General features: G+C 67.4%; 21 protein-coding genes and 1 pseudogene. 11 read left to right on the forward strand and 11 right to left on the reverse strand.

Annotated elements, in window-relative coordinates; genetic code table 11:
- The first annotated feature begins 70 nt into the window (after nucleotides 1-70).
- The 3 genes and pseudogenes from AU198_RS26060 to AU198_RS02600 all read left to right on the forward strand — a co-directional run bounded on the left by AU198_RS26060 (nucleotide 71) and on the right by AU198_RS02600 (nucleotide 2,156).
- Nucleotides 71-238, forward strand: coding sequence for a hypothetical protein (locus AU198_RS26060; protein WP_156431454.1), 168 nt, complete (start codon nucleotides 71-73; stop codon nucleotides 236-238).
- Nucleotides 235-1,398, forward strand: a complete 1,164-nt coding sequence (locus AU198_RS02595) for an NDMA-dependent alcohol dehydrogenase (protein WP_064345868.1) — start codon at nucleotides 235-237, stop codon at nucleotides 1,396-1,398. Before AU198_RS26060 ends, AU198_RS02595 begins: the two co-directional genes overlap by 4 nt.
- A 7-nt stretch (nucleotides 1,399-1,405) precedes the next feature.
- Nucleotides 1,406-2,156 (forward strand): annotated as a pseudogene (locus AU198_RS02600) (YqjF family protein).
- On the opposite strand, the gene AU198_RS02605 reads toward AU198_RS02600, so the two are convergent.
- Nucleotides 2,157-3,005: an SDR family oxidoreductase gene (locus tag AU198_RS02605; protein WP_064345869.1), complete on the reverse strand. Its 849-nt coding sequence runs from the start codon at nucleotides 3,003-3,005 to the stop codon at nucleotides 2,157-2,159. It lies immediately after the preceding pseudogene.
- A gap of 319 nt (nucleotides 3,006-3,324) precedes the next feature.
- Between AU198_RS02605 and AU198_RS02610 the strand changes: the two genes are divergently transcribed.
- Together AU198_RS02610 and rsrA are read left to right on the forward strand one after the other, a co-directional pair.
- Nucleotides 3,325-3,972 carry a sigma-70 family RNA polymerase sigma factor gene (locus tag AU198_RS02610; protein WP_197415998.1) on the forward strand — a complete coding sequence of 216 codons (648 nt, stop codon included), beginning with the start codon at nucleotides 3,325-3,327 and terminating at the stop codon, nucleotides 3,970-3,972.
- A gap of 44 nt (nucleotides 3,973-4,016) precedes the next feature.
- Complete coding sequence (gene rsrA / locus AU198_RS02615) at nucleotides 4,017-4,274, forward strand: mycothiol system anti-sigma-R factor (RefSeq protein ID WP_231744556.1); 258 nt, start codon at nucleotides 4,017-4,019, stop codon at nucleotides 4,272-4,274.
- A 24-nt stretch (nucleotides 4,275-4,298) separates the two neighbouring features.
- Here the strand turns inward: rsrA and AU198_RS26970 are convergent, their stop codons facing one another.
- Entirely contained in the window at nucleotides 4,299-4,391 is a 93-nt protein-coding gene (locus tag AU198_RS26970) for a 50S ribosomal protein bL37 (RefSeq protein ID WP_090355725.1), read from the reverse strand.
- 156 nt (nucleotides 4,392-4,547) lie between these two features.
- On the opposite strand from AU198_RS26970, the gene AU198_RS02620 reads away from it, so the two are divergent.
- Both AU198_RS02620 and AU198_RS02625 read left to right on the forward strand, forming a co-directional pair.
- Nucleotides 4,548-4,763: a biotin/lipoyl-binding carrier protein gene (locus tag AU198_RS02620; protein WP_043414713.1), complete on the forward strand. Its 216-nt coding sequence runs from the start codon at nucleotides 4,548-4,550 to the stop codon at nucleotides 4,761-4,763.
- Nucleotides 4,764-4,800: 37 nt separating this feature from the next.
- A complete protein-coding gene (locus tag AU198_RS02625; protein ID WP_064345872.1) occupies nucleotides 4,801-6,288 on the forward strand; it encodes a sensor histidine kinase in 1,488 nt (495 codons plus the stop codon).
- Nucleotides 6,289-6,404: 116 nt separating this feature from the next.
- On the opposite strand, the gene whiB1 is transcribed toward AU198_RS02625, so the two are convergent.
- Nucleotides 6,405-6,659 carry a transcriptional regulator WhiB1 gene (gene whiB1, locus AU198_RS02630; RefSeq protein ID WP_014208822.1) on the reverse strand — a complete coding sequence of 85 codons (255 nt, stop codon included), beginning with the start codon at nucleotides 6,657-6,659 and terminating at the stop codon, nucleotides 6,405-6,407.
- Nucleotides 6,660-6,907: 248 nt separating this feature from the next.
- Nucleotides 6,908-7,873 carry a diacylglycerol/lipid kinase family protein gene (locus AU198_RS02635; RefSeq protein WP_064345873.1) on the reverse strand — a complete coding sequence of 322 codons (966 nt, stop codon included), beginning with the start codon at nucleotides 7,871-7,873 and terminating at the stop codon, nucleotides 6,908-6,910.
- A gap of 51 nt (nucleotides 7,874-7,924) precedes the next feature.
- Between AU198_RS02635 and AU198_RS02640 the strand changes: the two genes are divergently transcribed.
- A complete protein-coding gene (locus tag AU198_RS02640; RefSeq protein WP_064345874.1) occupies nucleotides 7,925-8,353 on the forward strand; it encodes a hypothetical protein in 429 nt (142 codons plus the stop codon).
- On the opposite strand, the gene AU198_RS02645 is transcribed toward AU198_RS02640, so the two are convergent.
- From AU198_RS02645 to AU198_RS02655, 3 genes are read right to left on the reverse strand one after another with little or no spacing between them, the layout of a single operon-like run.
- Nucleotides 8,302-8,787: a GNAT family N-acetyltransferase gene (locus AU198_RS02645; protein ID WP_064345875.1), complete on the reverse strand. Its 486-nt coding sequence runs from the start codon at nucleotides 8,785-8,787 to the stop codon at nucleotides 8,302-8,304. The two genes, AU198_RS02640 and AU198_RS02645, sit on opposite strands and share 52 nt — an antisense overlap.
- Nucleotides 8,784-9,878, reverse strand: coding sequence for an isochorismate synthase (locus AU198_RS02650; RefSeq protein WP_064345876.1), 1,095 nt, complete (start codon nucleotides 9,876-9,878; stop codon nucleotides 8,784-8,786). Before AU198_RS02650 ends, AU198_RS02645 begins: the two co-directional genes overlap by 4 nt.
- Nucleotides 9,875-10,477 carry an acid phosphatase gene (locus AU198_RS02655; protein WP_502689255.1) on the reverse strand — a complete coding sequence of 201 codons (603 nt, stop codon included), beginning with the start codon at nucleotides 10,475-10,477 and terminating at the stop codon, nucleotides 9,875-9,877. The genes AU198_RS02650 and AU198_RS02655 overlap by 4 nt, the downstream gene beginning before the upstream one ends.
- Nucleotides 10,478-10,537: 60 nt before the next feature.
- Here AU198_RS02655 and AU198_RS02660 point away from each other — a divergent pair, with 60 nt between their 5' ends.
- Nucleotides 10,538-11,401 carry a ParA family protein gene (locus AU198_RS02660; protein WP_064345877.1) on the forward strand — a complete coding sequence of 288 codons (864 nt, stop codon included), beginning with the start codon at nucleotides 10,538-10,540 and terminating at the stop codon, nucleotides 11,399-11,401.
- Between the two features lie 77 nt (nucleotides 11,402-11,478).
- Here the strand turns inward: AU198_RS02660 and AU198_RS02665 are convergent, their stop codons facing one another.
- The gene (locus AU198_RS02665) at nucleotides 11,479-12,693 is read right to left on the reverse strand and encodes an Rv3212 family protein (protein ID WP_064345878.1); all 1,215 of its coding nucleotides are present in this window, start codon (nucleotides 12,691-12,693) and stop codon (nucleotides 11,479-11,481) included.
- Nucleotides 12,694-12,711: 18 nt separating this feature from the next.
- Nucleotides 12,712-14,172 carry a DEAD/DEAH box helicase gene (locus AU198_RS02670; RefSeq protein ID WP_064345879.1) on the reverse strand — a complete coding sequence of 487 codons (1,461 nt, stop codon included), beginning with the start codon at nucleotides 14,170-14,172 and terminating at the stop codon, nucleotides 12,712-12,714.
- A gap of 255 nt (nucleotides 14,173-14,427) precedes the next feature.
- Here AU198_RS02670 and AU198_RS02675 point away from each other — a divergent pair, with 255 nt between their 5' ends.
- Nucleotides 14,428-15,123: a ferritin-like fold-containing protein gene (locus AU198_RS02675; RefSeq protein ID WP_064345880.1), complete on the forward strand. Its 696-nt coding sequence runs from the start codon at nucleotides 14,428-14,430 to the stop codon at nucleotides 15,121-15,123.
- Nucleotides 15,124-15,137: 14 nt separating this feature from the next.
- Here the strand turns inward: AU198_RS02675 and AU198_RS02680 are convergent, their stop codons facing one another.
- On the reverse strand, nucleotides 15,138-15,884 hold the full coding sequence (locus tag AU198_RS02680) for a hypothetical protein (RefSeq protein WP_064346033.1): 747 nt from the start codon (nucleotides 15,882-15,884) through the stop codon (nucleotides 15,138-15,140).
- 233 nt (nucleotides 15,885-16,117) lie between these two features.
- Here AU198_RS02680 and AU198_RS02685 point away from each other — a divergent pair, with 233 nt between their 5' ends.
- A complete protein-coding gene (locus tag AU198_RS02685; protein ID WP_064345881.1) occupies nucleotides 16,118-16,363 on the forward strand; it encodes a DUF3107 domain-containing protein in 246 nt (81 codons plus the stop codon).
- On the opposite strand, the gene fasR is transcribed toward AU198_RS02685, so the two are convergent.
- Nucleotides 16,350-17,012: an HTH-type transcriptional activator FasR gene (gene fasR, locus AU198_RS02690; RefSeq protein WP_064346034.1), complete on the reverse strand. Its 663-nt coding sequence runs from the start codon at nucleotides 17,010-17,012 to the stop codon at nucleotides 16,350-16,352. The two genes, AU198_RS02685 and fasR, sit on opposite strands and share 14 nt — an antisense overlap.
- Between the last annotated feature and the right edge of the window lie 384 nt (nucleotides 17,013-17,396).

A 17,396-nucleotide genomic window follows, 5' to 3' on the forward strand; every position in this document is an offset into this window, starting at 1 on the left:
ACGCGTCCCGCAGCGCTCTGCTGGTGGGACGCTCAATTCGGAGTGGATTTCGCTCGTGGAAGGAGCCCGTATGACCACCATCGAGCCCGCCGTGCGGTACGACCCGATCGACAACGCTGAGCACCTGGCCAATGTGATGCAGCCAGAGACCGGTAAGCCGAGGGCCGAGGCCTCCTCGGAACCGGTGATGTCCGGCGACCCGCAGTTCGGTCTCTCAGCAAAGCGGGCCGGGAAATGAAGTGCCGAGGCGCAGTTCTGCGCGGCGTCGGGCGTGAGTGGGAGATCGAGGAGATCACGCTGGACCCTCCGCGTGACGGTGAGGTGTTGGTGCAGATGGCGGTCGCGGGAGTCTGTCATTCGGACGACCACTACTCGACTGGCGACGGGGTGATGTCCGACCAGCTCGTCGCGATCGTCGAAGCGACCGGCGGCGTGGTGCCCGACTTCTTCCCCATGGTCGGCGGGCACGAAGGCGCCGGCGTGGTCGTGGAGGTTGGTCCCGGCGTGCGGACGGTGCAGCCCGGCGATCGTGTGGCGACCTCCTTCATCCCCGCTTGCGGCGCCTGCCGGTGGTGCGTGTCGGGAATGACCTACTTGTGTGACAACGGCGCCATGATGTTCGACAAGGGCATGGTCACCGACGGCACATCCCGCCGCCACGTCGGTGAGGAAGACCTGACGGCGATGACGCAACTCGGCACGTTCGCCGAATACGCCGTCCTGGCCGAGGAATCGGTCATAAAGATCGACGAGTCGATCCCTCTGGAAGCAGCGTCGCTGGTGTCCTGCGGTGTGACGACCGGTTGGGGCTCGGCGACGGTCGGTGTGGGCACGCAACCCGGCGACACCGTCGTCATCATCGGCGCTGGGGGAGTGGGCATCAACGCTGTGCAGGGAGCCCGGGCGGCCGGTGCGGTTTCCGTCGTCGCAGTGGATCCCGTGGGCTTCAAAAGAGATACGGCCAAGTTCTTCGGCGCCACTGAGACGGCGACCTCCGCCGAGGAGGCCATCCCGATGGTCCGCGAATTGACAGCAGGTGTAATGGCGGATCGGGTGGTTTTGACCCCGAGTGTGCTGCCGGCCGAGCTGCTGGCGCCCGCGATGATGTTGACCCGCAAGGGTGGAACGTGTCTGATGACCGCAATCCCGAAGCTCGACGTGAACATCGTGCCGCTGCTGCTGGTGGACTTCATTCAGTCTTGTAAGACACTGAAGGGACTGTTGTACGGCGGGATGAACCCGCGTGCCAGCATGCCGATGCTGTTATCGATGTACCGAAACGGCAGCCTGATGCTCGATGAGTTGATCACGCGTCGGTACCGGCTCGATCAGATCAACGACGCGTTCCGCGACATGCGCGAAGGACGCAACATCCGCGGCATCATCGAGTTCGCCTGACGGGCATATGTATCCACGACCATCGGGCGCTGACGCACTCGCGGGGTATCCCGTCGTGCCCGAAGCGGTGCCGCGGCCGGTCTTCTCCGAACAACGTTGGTGCGACCTTACTTTCGTGCACTGGCCGGTGCGACCCGATGCGGTCACGTCGCTGTACCCGGCGGGCACCCGCCCCGATGTCTTCAGCGACGGCTTCACCTATGTCGGCCTGGTGCCCTTTCAGATGCGTGATACGACGATCGGGCGGGTGATTCCGCTGCCGTACCTCGGCACCTTCGCCGAGACGAATGTCCGGCTGTATTCGATCGACGAGTCCGGCCGTCACGGAGTGGTGTTCCGTTCGCTGGAGACCGCGCGGTTGGCGGTCGTGCCCACCCTGCGCCTGACCCTCGGCATTCCCTACACCTGGGCGAAGATGCGCATCGACAGGACGGCGGACATCATCACCTACACCAGCGAGCGGCGGTGGCCGCACCGCGGATTGCGCAGCGTGGTCAGCGTGCGCGTCGGCGACGAAGTGACGCCGACCGCTGGAGGTGTGGCTGACCGCGCGCTGGGGTGCGCACACCCGCAAGGCCGGCCGCACCTGGTGGGTGCCCAACGAACACGACCCCTGGCCGCTGTGCGCCGCCGAGATCACTTACCTGCGCGACGATCTCGTCGCCGCAGCCGGCGTCACCCCCGCGGGCCCGATGCTGCGGGCACTGTTCACCACGGGCGTCCAGGCCCGGTTCGGCCGCCCGTGCGTAGTCACCTGATCAGGGGCCCGCGTATCCCGGCGGGTTGGGGGTGTCCACCCACAGGTCGACGCCCAGTTCCGCACCCGGAACGCAGTCGTACACCGACAGGTCGGTCACCCCGGACTCCACAAGGACGTCCTCGCACAGCAGGGTCTGCCCGGTGTACTCGCGGGCGGGCTTGTTGAGGATCACGTATGCGGCGTCGGCGTAGACGTCGGGCTTCCGCGCGCGCCCCATCGCCTCGTCCCCGCCCAACAGGTTCTGCACGGCCGCGGTCGCCACCATCGTGCGGGGCCACAGCGTGTTCGACGCGATACCGGCGGCCCGCATCTCCTCGGCGATTCCCAACGCGCACAACGTCATACCGAACTTCGCCATCATGTACGCCGTCGGCTTGAGCCACTGCGACTCCAGCCGGATCGGCGGCGACAGCGTCAGGATGTGCGGATTGTCGCGGCCCTTCATGTGCGGGATGCAGGCCTGTGACACCGCGTAGGTACCGCGGACCTGGATGCCGTTCATCAGGTCGAACCGCTTCAGGGGGACCTCCTCGATCGAGCCGAGGTTGATCGCCGAGGCGTTGTTGACGCAGATGTCGATGCCGCCGAACTGTTCGACGGTCTTGGCGACCGCCGCGTCCACCGAGTCGCCGTCCCGGACATCGCCGACGATCGGCAGCGCCTGACCGCCGGCGTCCTCCAGCTCCTTGGCCGCGGTGTACACCGTGCCGGGCAGCTTGGGATGGGGTTCGGCGGTCTTCGCGATCAACGCGATGTTGGCGCCGTCGGCCGCGGCGCGCTTGGCGATCGCCAGGCCGATGCCGCGGCTCGCGCCGGAGATGAACATGGTCTTCCCGTTGAGCGACATGACCTCACCCTAACCGCCGCGAAATGGCATTCCGGCAGGTCCGCACTCGAACTTTTCCTGCTGGAATGCCATTTCGCGGGAGACGGGCGCGAGCGGCGCTCTCACGTCGGGATTCGGGGAACAATCGAGCCTGGTGCCGCTGTTGTTGACGGTGGCTGCATCGCGACGAGAATCCGCGGCCAAAAACATGTCGGTCTCAACCTCTAGGATGAGCGAAGGGGGTCAGGTGCCAACGCTGGCTACGGACTTTCCAGTGCTGCCGGTCGATCTACCGGGTTTGTACGCTGGCACCGCGACAGAAGGGACGGTGTTCCCCACCATGACCGACTCCGACGGGTCAACAGATTCGGCGGCTCCTGAACCGCAGGAGACCGACGCCGAACTCACCGCGCGCTTCGAGCGTGACGCGATTCCGCTGCTCGACCAGCTGTACGGCGGCGCGCTGCGGATGACGCGCAACCCCGCCGACGCCGAGGACCTGTTGCAGGAAACCATGGTCAAGGCGTACGCCGGCTTCCGCTCGTTCCGCGAGGGCACCAACCTCAAGGCCTGGCTGTACCGCATCCTCACCAACACGTACATCAACAGCTACCGCAAAAAGCAGCGTCAGCCGGCGGAGTACCCCACGGAGGAGATCACCGACTGGCAGCTCGCGGCCAACGCCGAGCATTCCTCGACCGGACTGCGCTCGGCCGAGGTCGAGGCGCTCGAGTTGCTGCCGGACAACGAGATCAAGGAAGCACTGCAGGCGCTGCCCGAGGACTTTCGGATGGCGGTCTACTACGCCGACGTCGAGGGCTTCCCATACAAGGAGATCGCCGAGATCATGGACACGCCGATAGGCACGGTGATGTCCCGGCTGCACCGGGGCAGGCGCCAGCTGCGCGAGCTGCTGGCCGGTGTGGCCCGCGACCGTGGGTTCATTCGGGGACAGCAGATGGACACGCCCGAGGAGGTCTCGTCGTGAGCTCGTTCTCTGACGAAGAGCGATGGCAGCCCCCCGTCGGTCCCATCGACCCCGAGCATCCCGAATGTGCGGCGGTGATCGCCGAGGTGTGGACGCTGCTCGACGGTGAATGCACCCCCGAAACCCGCGACAAGTTGCGCCATCATCTGGAGGAGTGCCCCGCCTGCCTGCGCCACTACGGCGTCGAGGAACGGGTCAAGCAGCTGATCGCCAAGAAGTGCGGCGGTGAAAGAGCGCCGGAGAGCCTGCGCGAGCGGCTGCGCATCGAGATCAGCCGCACCACCATCATCCGGCGCGGTTAGCGCCGGGGATCACGCCTGGGCGCGTCAGCGCACCGATTTCGAACCGGCGTTGGGCCGCTTACCGTGGTTGGCCTTGGTGTGCTTGCGGTCACGCTTCTTACGGCCACGCTTGGCCATGATCTACCTCCGAATGCTCTGGGGATTGTCCGGCCCGTACTCGGCGGGCGCGTTGACGACCATTGTCTCATGGCCCGGCGACAGCGCTGACAAGCCGGTCGTGTGGTTCGATGTAGGCCGAAACGCATACAGCAGCGAAAGAGTAATGGGGTGATGATGGCCGAGGACGTTCGCGCTGAGATCGTGGCCAGTGTGCTCGAGGTCGTGGTGAGCGAGGGCGATCAGATCGGCGAGGGGGACACCCTGGTGCTGCTGGAGTCGATGAAGATGGAGATTCCGGTGCTGGCCGAGGTGGCGGGCACCGTGAGCAAGGTCAGCGTCTCGGTCGGCGACGTGATCCAGGCCGGCGACCTCATCGCGGTGATCAGCTGATCCGCCCGTCGTGAACGGCCGCCGGAAGTAGCCCCCGATGTCCACCCTCGGTGACCTGCTCGCCGAGCACACCGTGCTGCCCGGCAACGCGGTCGACCATCTCCATGCGGTCGTCGGCGAATGGCAGCTGCTCGCCGACCTGTCCTTCGCCGACTACCTGATGTGGGTGCGCCGTGACGACGGCGCCCTGGTCTGCGTGGCGCAGGTGCGGCCCAACACGGCGCCGACGGTGCTGCTGGCCGACGCGGTCGCCACGCTGGCCGACGCCGACGCGATGCCACTGGTCACCACGGCGTTCACGGCCGGTGAAATCGTCGTGGGAGACGGTGCGGGTCAACAGGTTTCGCCGGGACTCAACGTGGAAGCGGTTCCTGTGCGGTACAAGGACGAGGTGGTCGCGGTGCTGACGCATCAGACCGCGTTGGAGTCCAGGAAGGCCAGCCCGCTGGAGTCCGCCTACCTCGACTGCGCCGGCGATCTCTTGCACATGCTCTCGGAGGGCACCTTCCCGAACGTGGGAGACATCGCGATGTCGCGCTCGAGCCCCCGCGTCGGCGACGGGTTCATCCGGCTCGACGAGGCCGGGGTGGTCACCTTCGCGAGCCCCAACGCGATCTCCGCCTATCACCGGATGGGCCTGGCCGCCGAGCTCGGCGGCCACAACCTGGTCACCGTCACGCGCCCGCTCATCGGCGACCCGTTCGAGGCGCAGGAACTGGCCAACCACGTGCGCGACTCGCTGGCCGGCGGATCGAGCATGCGCATGGAGGTCGACGCGGGTGGTGCAGCCGTGCTGATGCGCACGCTGCCGCTGGTCGTGCACGGCAAACCGGTGGGGGCAGCGGTGCTGATCCGCGACGTCACGGAGGTCAAGCGCCGCGACCGCGCCCTGCTGTCGAAGGACGCCACGATCCGCGAGATCCACCATCGCGTGAAGAACAACCTGCAGACCGTCGCGGCTCTGCTGCGCCTGCAGGCCCGGCGCACCAACAACGACGAAGGCCGCGAAGCGCTGATGGAATCGGTGCGGCGGGTGTCATCGATCGCGTTGGTCCACGATGCGCTGTCGATGTCGGTCGACGAGGAGGTCAACCTCGACGAGGTCGTCGACCGGATCCTGCCGATGATGAACGATGTCGCCGCCGTTGACAGCCCGATCCGCATCTATCGTGTGGGCGATCTCGGTGTGCTCGACGCCGACCGCGCCACCGCGCTGATCATGGTGATCACCGAGCTGGTGCAGAACGCCATCGAGCACGCCTTCGACCCCGGCGTGCGCGAGGGCAGTGTCACCATCCGGGCAGAGCGCTCGGCCCGGTGGCTCGATGTGGTCGTTCACGACGACGGCCGGGGTCTGCCCGACGGGTTCAGCCTGGAGAAGTCCGACCGGCTCGGTCTGCAGATCGTGCGCACGCTGGTGTCGGCCGAACTGGACGGGTCGCTGGGCATGCGTGAGGGACGGGCCGGCGGAACCGATGTGGTGCTGCGGGTGCCGCTGGGCCGGCAACGCCGACTCGCACAGTAGCAATCTTCGCAATTCGCAAATCGGCTATTCGCGTCGCAAATCGGCCGCTATTGCATTTGCAGAAAGATACGGCCCCGACGTATGTCGGGGCCGTAAATGTTTGGCTCGGGTAGGGCTCAGACTCCGCTGCGAGCCTTGGTGCGAGCATTGCGACGCTTGAGTGCGCGACGCTCGTCCTCGCTCATGCCGCCCCAGACGCCGGCGTCCTGTCCGGACTCCAAAGCCCAGGTCAGGCACTCCGTGGTGACGGGGCAACGGTTACAGACGAGCTTCGCGTCAGCGATCTGAGCGAGCGCCGGGCCGCTGTTTCCCACCGGGAAGAACAGTTCCGGATCCTCATCGCGACAGACCGCCTTGTGGCGCCAATCCATTAGATCAAACTCCTCGTCAGATACGTCACCTGTGCGCAGCACGGCGCACGGCATATTCTTCGGCTGTTTAACGCGTGCACATTGAATGTTTCTGCAACGTTGCTTCGATGCTTTCACAGGCTGGACAGATGTCAATACTCGCGAGTTAACAAGTGCGCAATGTCACTAGCCGGGTGGCTTCGCACGCCACCCACTCGTCTGTACTAGACTCGATCCAACTGCGCTCGAAATTCTACTCCGCTAGTCCGTCACCGCAGGTCAGAGACCTCTACAGGTGCGGGCGCCAACACGCCCAGCGCGTCGGGGACCGCGGTGAACATCATCGAATCACGTAATCCGACATAGTCGCCGTCGATCTGGCAAGCGACCGGCGCCTCGCTGGTCACCTGCAACCACGGCAGGTCGTCGTCGCGGAGAAGATGCTTGGCCTGGATGCGGGCCTTCTTGGACAGCATCCGCCGCACCAGCATCAGGTTGCCCCACACGTTCATGCTGGTCGTGGCGAAAACACCCAGACCGGTCTCGAATGTCGTCATCGGGTTGGTCCACACCGGCCTGGCGTTGGCGTACGTCCAGGGGCTGGCGTTGGACACGAACGCGAAGTGGACGCCGCCGACCGGTTCGCGGTCGGGCAGGTGCACCGTCAGCGACGGTTCCTTGCGGGTGCTGGCCAGCACCTCGCGGATGGCGACGCGCACGTAGCGGGATGCCGTCACCGCGCGTCCCTTGGCGCGCTGCGCCTCGACGGCGGCCACCACGTCGCCGTCCACGCCCATGCCGGCCGTGAACACGCCCCAGCGCTCACCGCAGTCCATCAACCCGATGCGGCGCCACGTCTTGCGGCGGCGGTACTCCGAGAGCAGGTCGATCAGCTGATTGGTCGCCTCGATGGGGTCGGGGCTGATGCCGAGGGCGCGTGCGAACACGTTGGCCGAGCCTCCAGGCACCACGCCGACCGCAGGCGCGGCGGCGCCGGGCCCGCCGACCTCGAGAATGCCGTTGACCACTTCGTTCACCGTGCCGTCGCCGCCGTGCACGATCAGCACGTCGACGCCGTCGCGCGCCGATTCGCGGGCGATCTCGATGGCATGTCCGCGGTGATCGGTGTGCGCGACGGTCAGTTTCACCCGGCTCTCCAGCGCATGGGCCAACAGATCACGGCCGGCCGGGGTCGTCGACGTCGCATTCGGGTTCACGATCAGCACGGCGCGCACGGGGTCCGAGCCTACTGAACGGGTTCTGCGCACCCCTCTACGCTCGAGGGCGTGATCGTTCCATCTCCGACGACGGTGCGCCAAGCCGCTGTCCTCGTCGCCCTGGAGGGTGCGGCCGCCGTGGTCGCGGCGTTCGTCTACGTGGTGAGCGGGTTCGGCCGGGCCGAGGAGTCCGGGCTGAACAAGTACGGCACCGCGCTGTGGTTCGCGATCATGGGTGCGGGTGTGCTGGCCGCGGCGTGGGCGCTGTGGACGGGCAGGCGGTGGGGGCGCGGCATCGCCGTGTTCGCCCAACTGCTGCTGCTACCGGTCGTCTACTACATGGGGGTCGGTTCGCATCAGTGGTGGTACGCCGCGCCGATCGGCGTGGTGGCGGTGGTGACGCTGATCCTGCTGTTCAGTCCCTCGACCCTGGAATGGGTTGGAGCTCATGGCGACTCCGCGGCCAGCGCCGATAATTCGGGACCCGAGACCCGATAGGTGATCCACTCCGTCTGCGGCTTGCCGCCGACGGCGTCGTAGAGCGCGATCGCGTTGACATTCCAGTCCAGGACAGCCCACGACAGTCGGGTGTAACCGTGCGTCGAACACTCGCGGGCCAAGGTGGCCAACAACTTCCGAGCCAGTCCACGTCTGCGAAACTGCGGGCGCACGTACAGGTCTTCGAGGTAGATCCCGCCGACACCGTCCCACGTAGAGAAGTTGATGAACCACAGCGCGCAGGCGGCGGCCTGCCCGTCGACCTCGACGATATGGCCGAAAACGACGGCCGGCTCGGCGAAAAGCGCCTGGCGCATCTGCTCTTCGGTGACCGTGCACTCGTGCGCGGCGTGTTCGAACTCCGCGAGTTCGTGGACCATCGCGGTCAATTCGCGTTCGTCGCCCGGGCGCACCCTGCGGATCAGCTGGCTCACGTCGTGACGCCCAGGGCGGTGAGGATCGTCGTGAATTTTGTTGTGGTCTCGGCGACTTCGTCGTCCGGATCCGATTCGGCGACGATGCCGCCGCCCGAATACGCCTCGGCCGTACGACGGTCCGCCGACAGCTGAGCGCAGCGGATCGACACCACCCATCGGCCGTCGCCGCGTTGGTCGCACCAGCCGACGGCACCGGCGTAGAAGCCGCGGTCGCCTTCGAGTTCGGCGATCAAATCGGCCGCATCGGCGGTGGGCACCCCTCCGACCGCCGGCGTCGGGTGCAGTGCGATGGCCAAATCCAGTGCGGTGGTCGACCTTTCGCGGAGCTTACCGGTGATCCGGGTGGCCAGGTGCCACACCGAGTCGGTCTTGCGAAGCCCCGGTTCGGCGGCCACCTCGAGCTCAGCGCACAGCGGGTCGAGTGCGTCGCGGATCGTATCGACCACGAATTGGTGCTCGCGGAGGTTCTTCGCCGACGCGGCCAGCGCGGCGCCGTTGGCCTCGTCGGTGTCGGGGTCGGGGGAGCGGGGCGCCGAGCCCGCGAACGGTGCGCACACCACCTGCTCGCCGCGGCGGGCCACCAGCAGCTCCGGGCTCGCGCCCACCAGCACGCTCCCCGAGTAGCCCCCGCCCGCGGCGGTCAGGTCCGCGAGGTACCCGTTGGCCGCGGGATCGGCGCTGACGAGCCGGTGCAGGACGGTGCGCGCGTCCAGCGGTCCGTCGGCGGCGAGCCGAAGGGCTCTTGCGAGCACCACCTTGTGCAGTCCGCTCGACGGGCTGGTGAGCCGGTCGACGACGGTGGCGACCCGCGCACGGTGCTCATCGGGATCCGGCAACCCCTCGGCGATCTGCACCCCGGGCATCGGACGCAGCGGCCAGTCCGGCAGCGCATCGAGGAACTGGATGCTCTGCGGTCGGATCAGCGCCGCCGGTTTGGTCATGTCGAAAGGCAACGCCCCCACGATGATCGGGGCGCTGTGCGATGCCAGCGCCGCCCGGGCGTCGGCGACCTTCGGAAACGCGGTGTGCACTCCCTCCGCGACGACGGCGCCGCGGGAGGCCAGGACGAAGGAGGGTTCGCGAGTCACCGTGGTTTACACGGATCCTGATGGCCGGTGAGTCCCTGGGCGATGATCTGACGTATCGCGTGCTCGAAGCCGAGGACGGCCAGGGACGCGGGCGCCATCGCGAAGCGGATCCCGCTGGACACCGGCAGTTCGACCCACCGCGCGATCATCGAGCGGGAGAAGTGCGCATGTCCCACGAACACGACGTCGCGCGACGCCATGTGGGTCGACGCCAACTCCAGGGCGCTGTCGGCGCGCTGCGCGACGGTCTCCACGCTCTCGCCGTCGTCGGCGCCGTGCGTCCAGATCAGCCAGTCGGGCACGGTCTCGCGGATCTCGGGCGTCGTCAGCCCCTCGTAGCGGCCGTAGTCCCACTCCCGCAGGAGCGGCGACACGTCGTCGATGGTCAGCCCGGCCAATTCGGCTGTCTGCACCGCGCGCCGCAGTGGGCTGCACACCACCAGCGGGTTGTCCAGTTCGAGTTCGGCCAGCGCCTCGGCGGCCCTCTTGGCGCGTTCCACGCCGGTCGCAGTCAGTTCGAGGTCTGTGTGGCTGGTGTGCCGACCGCTCTTCGACCACTCCGTCTCGCCGTGACGAAGCAGGATCAGACGGTGCTCCATTAGGGCCACGCTCACTGATTCTGCCGCACGGTCGGTCGCGGCGTGCCCGGCCATGCAACGATGGGCACCGTGACGCGAGTACTTGCGGTCGCCAATCAAAAGGGTGGGGTAGCCAAGACGACGACGGTGGCGTCGTTGGGTGCGGCGATTCAGGAGACGGGTAAGCGGGTCCTGCTGGTGGACCTCGACCCGCAGGGGTCGTTGACGTTCTCCCTGGGCCATGACCCGGACAAGTTGGCGGTGTCGATCCACGAGGTGCTGCTCGGCGAGGTCGAACCCGACGTTGCCCTGCTGGAGACGCCCGAGGGGATGACTCTGCTGCCCTCCAACATCGACCTGGCGGGCGCCGAGGCCATGCTGTTGATGCGCGCCGGGCGCGAGTACGCGCTCAAAAGGGCGCTGGGCAAGCTGGGTGTCGGAACCGGAACGCCGGCGACATCGGGCCGAGATGCGGCATCGTCCTCATCGGGCAGGGCCGACTACGACGTCGTGATCGTCGACTGTCCGCCGTCGCTCGGCGTGCTCACCCTCAACGGGTTGACCGCCGCCGACGAGGTGATCGTGCCGCTGCAGTGCGAGACGTTGGCGCACCGCGGCGTCGGGCAGTTCCTGCGCACCATCGCCGATGTCCAGGCGATCACGAACCCCGACCTCAAGCTGCTGGGCGCGTTGCCGACGTTGTACGACTCGCGTACGACCCACAGCCGCGACGTGCTGCTCGACGTCGCCGACCGCTACGACCTGGCGGTGCTGGCGCCGCCGATCCCGCGCACCGTCCGGTTCGCCGAAGCCAGCGCCTCGGGCGCGTCGGTGCTGGCCAGCCGCAAGAACAAGGGCGCCGGTGCCTACCGCGATCTGGCCAAGGCGCTGCTCAAGCACTGGAAGAACGGCAAGCCGATGCCGACGTTCGCCCCCGAGATCTAGGGATTTCGGTGCTCAAACAGTCGGTGAGCGACTGTTAGAACACCCAGATCACGTCCCGCCCACGTTGGATTGGCGGCTCAGCCGCCGAGCGCCACCAACTCGTCGCCGCGCTGCTCGAGCACCATCGAGCCGGCCACCGCGGGCACCACCGGCGCGGCGCTCGGCGGCCGTGTCAGCGGTATGTGGCGTTCGCCCCGCCCCGTCGCGGGGTCGAACACGTCGTAGCCGTCGGTGACCGGGACCAGCAACCGCCCCGCCATGATCGTCCCCGGCCCCAGCGGCTTGTTCCGGCCCTCGGGTGTGACGGTGTAGCGATAGTCAAATCCGTTGGCGGAGAACACCATTACGCTGTCGCCGGTCCACCAGGTGATCAGGTCGCCCGCCCGCGACATCGTTGCCTGCGGCGACGGCGGACTTGCCACCCCGGTGCTGGCGATCGTCGCGCCCGTCTCGTCGACGATGTTGACCACAGGCTGGGGCGTGGGCACATAGACCGCGGTCATAGTGTCGGCGACGGCCACCACCCGCGCGCCCGAATCCGTCGCGACGCCCGGTTGCGGGACGTACCTCAACTCCGGGGTGTCCTCCTCATCGGAGGGCCGCAGCAGGGTCAGCCGCAGTTCGGGCTGCCGCGGGCAGTCCTCGAGCACCGACACCGCGCTCGAACTCGCCTGCGCCGACACCAAGCGGCACAGCGGCAGCGAGGGCACATCCGGCTTGATACGGGCGTCCAGGGCGCCGTAGCTGAGCATCCGGACCATGTCGGAACGCCACAACTCCAGCCGGTTCTCACCCGCCGAGAGCACCGCGGTGCCGTCCGACGACAGGTGCACCGAGGGGTCGGCGTAGGACGAACGCGCCGGACCGCGCATGCCGGTCTTGGCGTCGATGGTGCTGACCTGACCGCATCCGCGTGTGTCGGGGTAGACGGCGACCGCGTACTGGTAGACGTAGCTGACCCCGCACAGGTCGAGGTCACGCTCATAACTCCACAGCGTGGTCCCCGTCGCCGGATCGCGCCCCTGTACGGCCCGGCCGTCGCCGGTCACCGCCGCACCGCCGACGACCAGCGGCAAAGTGGTGGCTGCGCTGGGTGCGCTCCACACCTGCCGCAGCGACTGCGGAACCGCCTTGGCCGGAGTCAGGGCCGGAACCGGGTCGGCGGCGGGCCTGCTGATCGTCGCCCGCGCGTCGCTGGTCCACCACACCAACGCGGCCGTCACCACGACTACGACGCCAATCGCCAGCGCCACCATCACATCGGTGCGGGTGCGGCGTTCGGGTTTGACCATCGCGGGGGAGGTGCCGGGCTAGCCGGTGCTGGCCGCGGCCTTGCGCGGCCGGCGGCGACGCCTGCGTTTGGCCGGAGCCGTGTCGCCGGATCCCTCGCCCGTCTCGCCCGACTCCTGATCGGACGACACCGTGGACGCCTCCGGATGCCCGGTGACCGTTTTGCCGCCGCGGGTGCGGCGACGCGTCCGGTTGCGCGCGGGGCGGTCGGCCGACTTCTCCGCGGGGGCGCGCCGGCTGCTCTGCACCTTGACCGGTTCGCCGACGGTGCCGGTGGCCTCGGCGGGGATGCCCAGCTCGGAGTAAAGGTGCGGTGAGCTGGAATACGTCTCGGCGGGATCGGGGCAGCCGAGGTTCAGCGCCTTGTCGATCATCGTCCAGCGCGCCAGTTCGTCCCAGTCGACGAGGGTCACCGCGACACCGGTCTTGCCGGCCCGCCCGGTGCGACCGATGCGGTGCACATAGGCCTGCTCGTCCTCGGGAATCTGGTAGTTGATCACGTGGGTGACGTCGTCGATGTCGATGCCGCGCGCGGCGACGTCGGTGGCGACCAGGACGTCGATCTCGCCCGTGCGGAACGCCTTGAGCGCCTTCTCGCGCGCGCCCTGCCCGAGGTCACCGTGCACGGCGCCGACCTTGAACCCGCGCTCGGCGAGTTCGTCGGAGACCTTCTGCGCGGTGCGCTTGGTACGGGTGAAGATCATCGTCGCGCCACGACCCTCGGCCTGAAGGATGCGGGCGACCATCTCCACCTTGTCCAGGGCATGCGCGCGGTACGCGAACTGCTCGGTGGTGTCGTGGGTGGCCGCCGAATGCGGGGCCTCGGCCCGGATGTGCGTCGGCTGGTTCATGAAGGTACGGGCCAACGTGATGATCGGGTCCGGCATCGTGGCCGAGAACAGCATCGACTGCCTGCTGTCGGGGATCTGGCGCAGAATCCGCTCGATGTCGGGCAAAAAGCCCAGGTCGAGCATCTCGTCGGCCTCGTCGAGCACCAGCATGGACAGTCCGCCCAGCTTCAGGTGCCCCTGCTGGGCCAGGTCGAGCAGTCGCCCCGGCGTGCCGACGACCACGTCGACACCCTTCTCGAGCGCCTCGATCTGCCCCTCGTAGGGCCGACCGCCGTAGATCGACGTGACCGACAGCTTGCGATCACCGACGGTGAGGTACTTCGCGGCGGCCGCCAGGTCGCCGTACACCTGCAGGCACAGTTCGCGGGTGGGCACGACGACCAAGGCCCGCGGGACGCCCGTCAGGGGGCGGTCGGGGTCGGTGGTGATCCGCTGGAGCAGGGGCACACCGAACGCCAGCGTCTTGCCCATACCCGTACGGGCCTGGCCGATCAGGTCGTCGCCGGCCAATGCCATCGGCATGGTCAGCTCTTGGATTGCGAAGGGATGCTGTTTGCCGTCCTCGGCGAGGGCGCGGACGATTTCGTCGCGAACTCCCAGTTCAGCAAATGTGGGGTTGAGATGCGTCATACGCGAAAACGAGGCCTTTCAATTGTCGTCCTCATGGCTTCCACGCGCGCACGAGTTCGACAAGAGATGGCCTGTGAAGACCAAGGCCCTGCACTGAGGTAGGCGGACCGACTGCGTGCACGCACATTTCTTCGGGTCGCGGCGGGCTTTGCAAAATACCTTGCGAAAGCCGTGAAACTGCCACCGCCCGGACCCATCATACCTGGCGGTGCTCGCCCGACGGGCGACCCGCCGTGGCCGTTTATTGTTGGGCCCATGAACACGACGCCTCCGGCACCCGGGCAAACCGACTCGGCGACCACGGGTGCGTCGGCCGACCATCCCGGCGTCAACGAACTTTTCGCGCTGCTGGCCTATGGCGAGGTGGCGGCGTTCTACCGCCTCACCGACGAAGCGCGCATGGCCCCGAACCTTCGCGGGCGCATCAACATGGCGATCATGGCGGCCGCCGAGATGAACCACTACGAGGTGCTGCGCGACGCGCTCGAGCGCCGCGGGGTCGACGTCGTGCCCGCGATGACGAAATATGCGTCGGCGCTTGAGAATTACCACCGGCTGACCACCCCGAGCACCTGGCTCGAGGCACTGGTCAAGACCTATGTCGGCGACGCCCTGGCTGCCGACTTCTACCTCGAGATCGCCCACACCCTGCCCGATGAGGTCGCCGACGTCGTGCGCGCGGTGCTGTCGGAGACCGGCCACTCCCAGTTCGTCGTCGCAGAGGTGCGCGCGGCGGTGACGGCCAGCGACAGGCAGCGCCACCGGCTCGCGCTGTGGTCGCGGCGGCTTCTCGGTGAGGCCATCACCCAGGCCCAGTTCGTCATGGCCGATCACGACGAACTCGTCGACCTGGTGCTGGCCAGCGGCGAAAGCCTCACGCAGATGACCGAGTTCTTCGACCGGCTGCAGCGAACGCACGCATCTCGGATGGAGGAGCTGGGCCTCGCCTGACGCGGCCGCCTGACCTACTGGGTGCAGGTGGCGATCATCGAGTTGTTGTTCTGCGCGGCGATCAAGGTGCCCGCGGCGTCGAGGATGCTGCAGTTCAGCTGACCGGCGACGCTGGTGGCGGTGACCGATTTCAACTCCACACCGGGGTCGAGGACCACCTGCTTGACCCACGGCAGCGCGACGTTGACGTCGGTCCGCAGTGCGCCCTGGCCGTCGGTGTAGATGACGGTCACCAGGTCGAGCAGCTGGCGGTTACCGGTCACCCGGTAGGTGACGGTGCGCGGTGACGGCGGCGCGGGCGGCGGAACGGCTGCCTGCGCTGTCGTGCTCGGCGCGGGCGGTGGCGTCGTCTCGGCGCTGGGGGTGACCGTCGTGACCGTCTCCGGCGGCAGCGAGGGAACGACGGGCGCCGCCGTGCCCGCACTCGGTGCAGTGGTGGCGGGCGCGCTCGACGGCACCGGTGCGTCCGACGTCGCGGTGGCTGAAACCGAACCGCTGTCGCCGCCGCCGAGGATGATGCCGGTGGTGCCGATCGCGATGAACAGGATCACCCCTGCGATACCGGCGACCCACATCCAGCGCCGGTCGATGCTCTCCTCGTCGTATTGCTGCTCGTAGTCGTCGTAGTCGTCGAACTCGGCAGAACCGGGGTACTCGTAGTCGAAGTCTTCGGCCGGCGGCTCCGGATAATCGGAGTAGCTGGGAATCCGCTCCGTGGGGGCCAGCGAATACGGTGACTGCGCGGTGTAAGACCTGTTCATGTGGGTTTTCCCGGGGTCGTCTTGAGCGTAGAAGTTCTTGCCGCGCCTGATGCTATCGAGACAGAAGTGACAGATGAGGTCCACCAGCTGGTGTGTTGGTTACGGTCCGGACTCGGTTCGGTCGCCGTTGGTCTCGGTGCTTCGCTGACCGCGAACTACCGGCGCGATGCGACCGGCGGGTCGTCCACTAGCCTTGGCTCAAGTTCTTCGCAAAGACGAAAGGGGCCCACGGCGTGGAGGTCAAGATCGGTGTCACGGACAGCCCGCGCGAGCTGAGCTTCAACAGCGCGCAGACACCCAGCGAGGTGGAGCAGTTGTTCACCGATGCGCTGGCCAAGGATTCGGGTGTGCTGGCTCTGACCGACGAGAAGGGCCGGCGCTTCCTCGTGCAGACATCCAAGATCGCCTACGTGGAGATCGGCGCGGCCGATGTCCGGCGTGTCGGCTTCGGGGTCGGGATCGGGTCTAAGACCGGGTAAGCGGCACGTGTGACAGTCCGCCCCAAGCGAACTGGACCGTGCCCTCGACCGCGTCGTCCTTGGAGATAGGACGGTCGTTGTTGAGCCAGTAGCGCGCGGAGTCGACGCTGATGGCGACCAGGCCGACCGCGATCATCCTGGCGCGGTGCGCTTCCAGTCCGGAGTCGCGGCTGATCAGGTCGAACACCGCGTCGGTGCACGCCTCGGTGGCCACCTTCACCTGCGCGGCGACCTGCGGTTCGTTGACGTAGTCGTTCTCGAAGATCAAGCGGTAACCCTGGCCGTCGTGCTCGATGAAGTCGAAGAACGCCTGGACCGCGGCGCGCAACCGCTGCCGGTTGTCGGTTGTCGTGCGCAGCGCCTGACGCACACCGGAGACGAGGTTCTCCACATGCTTGGCCAGCACCGCCAGGTAAAGTTCCAACTTGGACGAGAAATGTTGGTAGAGAACGGGTTTGCTGACTCCAGCGCGCTCGGCGATCTCGTCCATGCCCGCCGCGTGGTAGCCGCGGTCGACGAAAACCTCGCTGGCAGCGACCAGTAGCTGCCCTCGGCGCTCATCGCGCGGCAGTCTGCCGCCGCGCCGATTCAACACTTCGCCGCCCGGCTGCGCGCCTCTCTTCGCGGCGGTGTTGGCGAGATCGCTCATCACATCCTTCATCTGCGTCGTCGGGCACCGGTTATCGCAATGACCTTACTACCGTTGATAAAGCATGCTGGTGAGGCGCGGATCACAGCGCTCGGGGCGGTCGATGGCGCGCCGAAAGTAAGAGGACGTCGGCCTGTGTCATCCTGTTGCGGTGACCTACGACTCCCGTACGCGAGGAGGACAGATGGGTCCCGAACACGGCGGGGGTGTTCGCGTGCCCGCGCTGCGCAACGAATGGCGCGAGCCGTTGCGTGCCCAGCGCGATCCCCTCGCGGAGAGCTCGGGACGGGTGAGGTCCAATCGCGACGAGCACCGTGGCTTCCGCAAGCAGTCGTGGCTCGGTCGCTTCGTGTCCACCTACGGCTGGCGGGCCTACGCGTTGCC

Source organism: Mycobacterium sp. GA-1199 (assembly GCF_001500045.1).
Taxonomy (GTDB): Bacteria; Actinomycetota; Actinomycetes; order Mycobacteriales; family Mycobacteriaceae; genus Mycobacterium.

Coding starts and splice junctions, on each gene's coding strand:
- AU198_RS02610 (WP_197415998.1), top strand. CDS start 3,325: ATGACCGACTCCGACGGGTCAACAGATTCGGCGGCTCCTGAACCGCAG.
- AU198_RS02660 (WP_064345877.1), top strand. CDS start 10,538: ATGGGCACCGTGACGCGAGTACTTGCGGTCGCCAATCAAAAGGGTGGG.
- AU198_RS02665 (WP_064345878.1), bottom strand. CDS start 12,693: ATGGTCAAACCCGAACGCCGCACCCGCACCGATGTGATGGTGGCGCTG.
- AU198_RS02670 (WP_064345879.1), bottom strand. CDS start 14,172: ATGACGCATCTCAACCCCACATTTGCTGAACTGGGAGTTCGCGACGAA.
- AU198_RS02655 (WP_502689255.1), bottom strand. CDS start 10,477: ATGGAGCACCGTCTGATCCTGCTTCGTCACGGCGAGACGGAGTGGTCG.
- whiB1 (WP_014208822.1), bottom strand. CDS start 6,659: ATGGATTGGCGCCACAAGGCGGTCTGTCGCGATGAGGATCCGGAACTG.
- fasR (WP_064346034.1), bottom strand. CDS start 17,012: ATGAGCGATCTCGCCAACACCGCCGCGAAGAGAGGCGCGCAGCCGGGC.
- AU198_RS26970 (WP_090355725.1), bottom strand. CDS start 4,391: ATGGCCAAGCGTGGCCGTAAGAAGCGTGACCGCAAGCACACCAAGGCC.
- AU198_RS26060 (WP_156431454.1), top strand. CDS start 71: ATGACCACCATCGAGCCCGCCGTGCGGTACGACCCGATCGACAACGCT.
- AU198_RS02595 (WP_064345868.1), top strand. CDS start 235: ATGAAGTGCCGAGGCGCAGTTCTGCGCGGCGTCGGGCGTGAGTGGGAG.
- AU198_RS02680 (WP_064346033.1), bottom strand. CDS start 15,884: ATGAACAGGTCTTACACCGCGCAGTCACCGTATTCGCTGGCCCCCACG.
- AU198_RS02620 (WP_043414713.1), top strand. CDS start 4,548: ATGGCCGAGGACGTTCGCGCTGAGATCGTGGCCAGTGTGCTCGAGGTC.
- AU198_RS02675 (WP_064345880.1), top strand. CDS start 14,428: ATGAACACGACGCCTCCGGCACCCGGGCAAACCGACTCGGCGACCACG.
- AU198_RS02605 (WP_064345869.1), bottom strand. CDS start 3,005: ATGTCGCTCAACGGGAAGACCATGTTCATCTCCGGCGCGAGCCGCGGC.
- AU198_RS02625 (WP_064345872.1), top strand. CDS start 4,801: ATGTCCACCCTCGGTGACCTGCTCGCCGAGCACACCGTGCTGCCCGGC.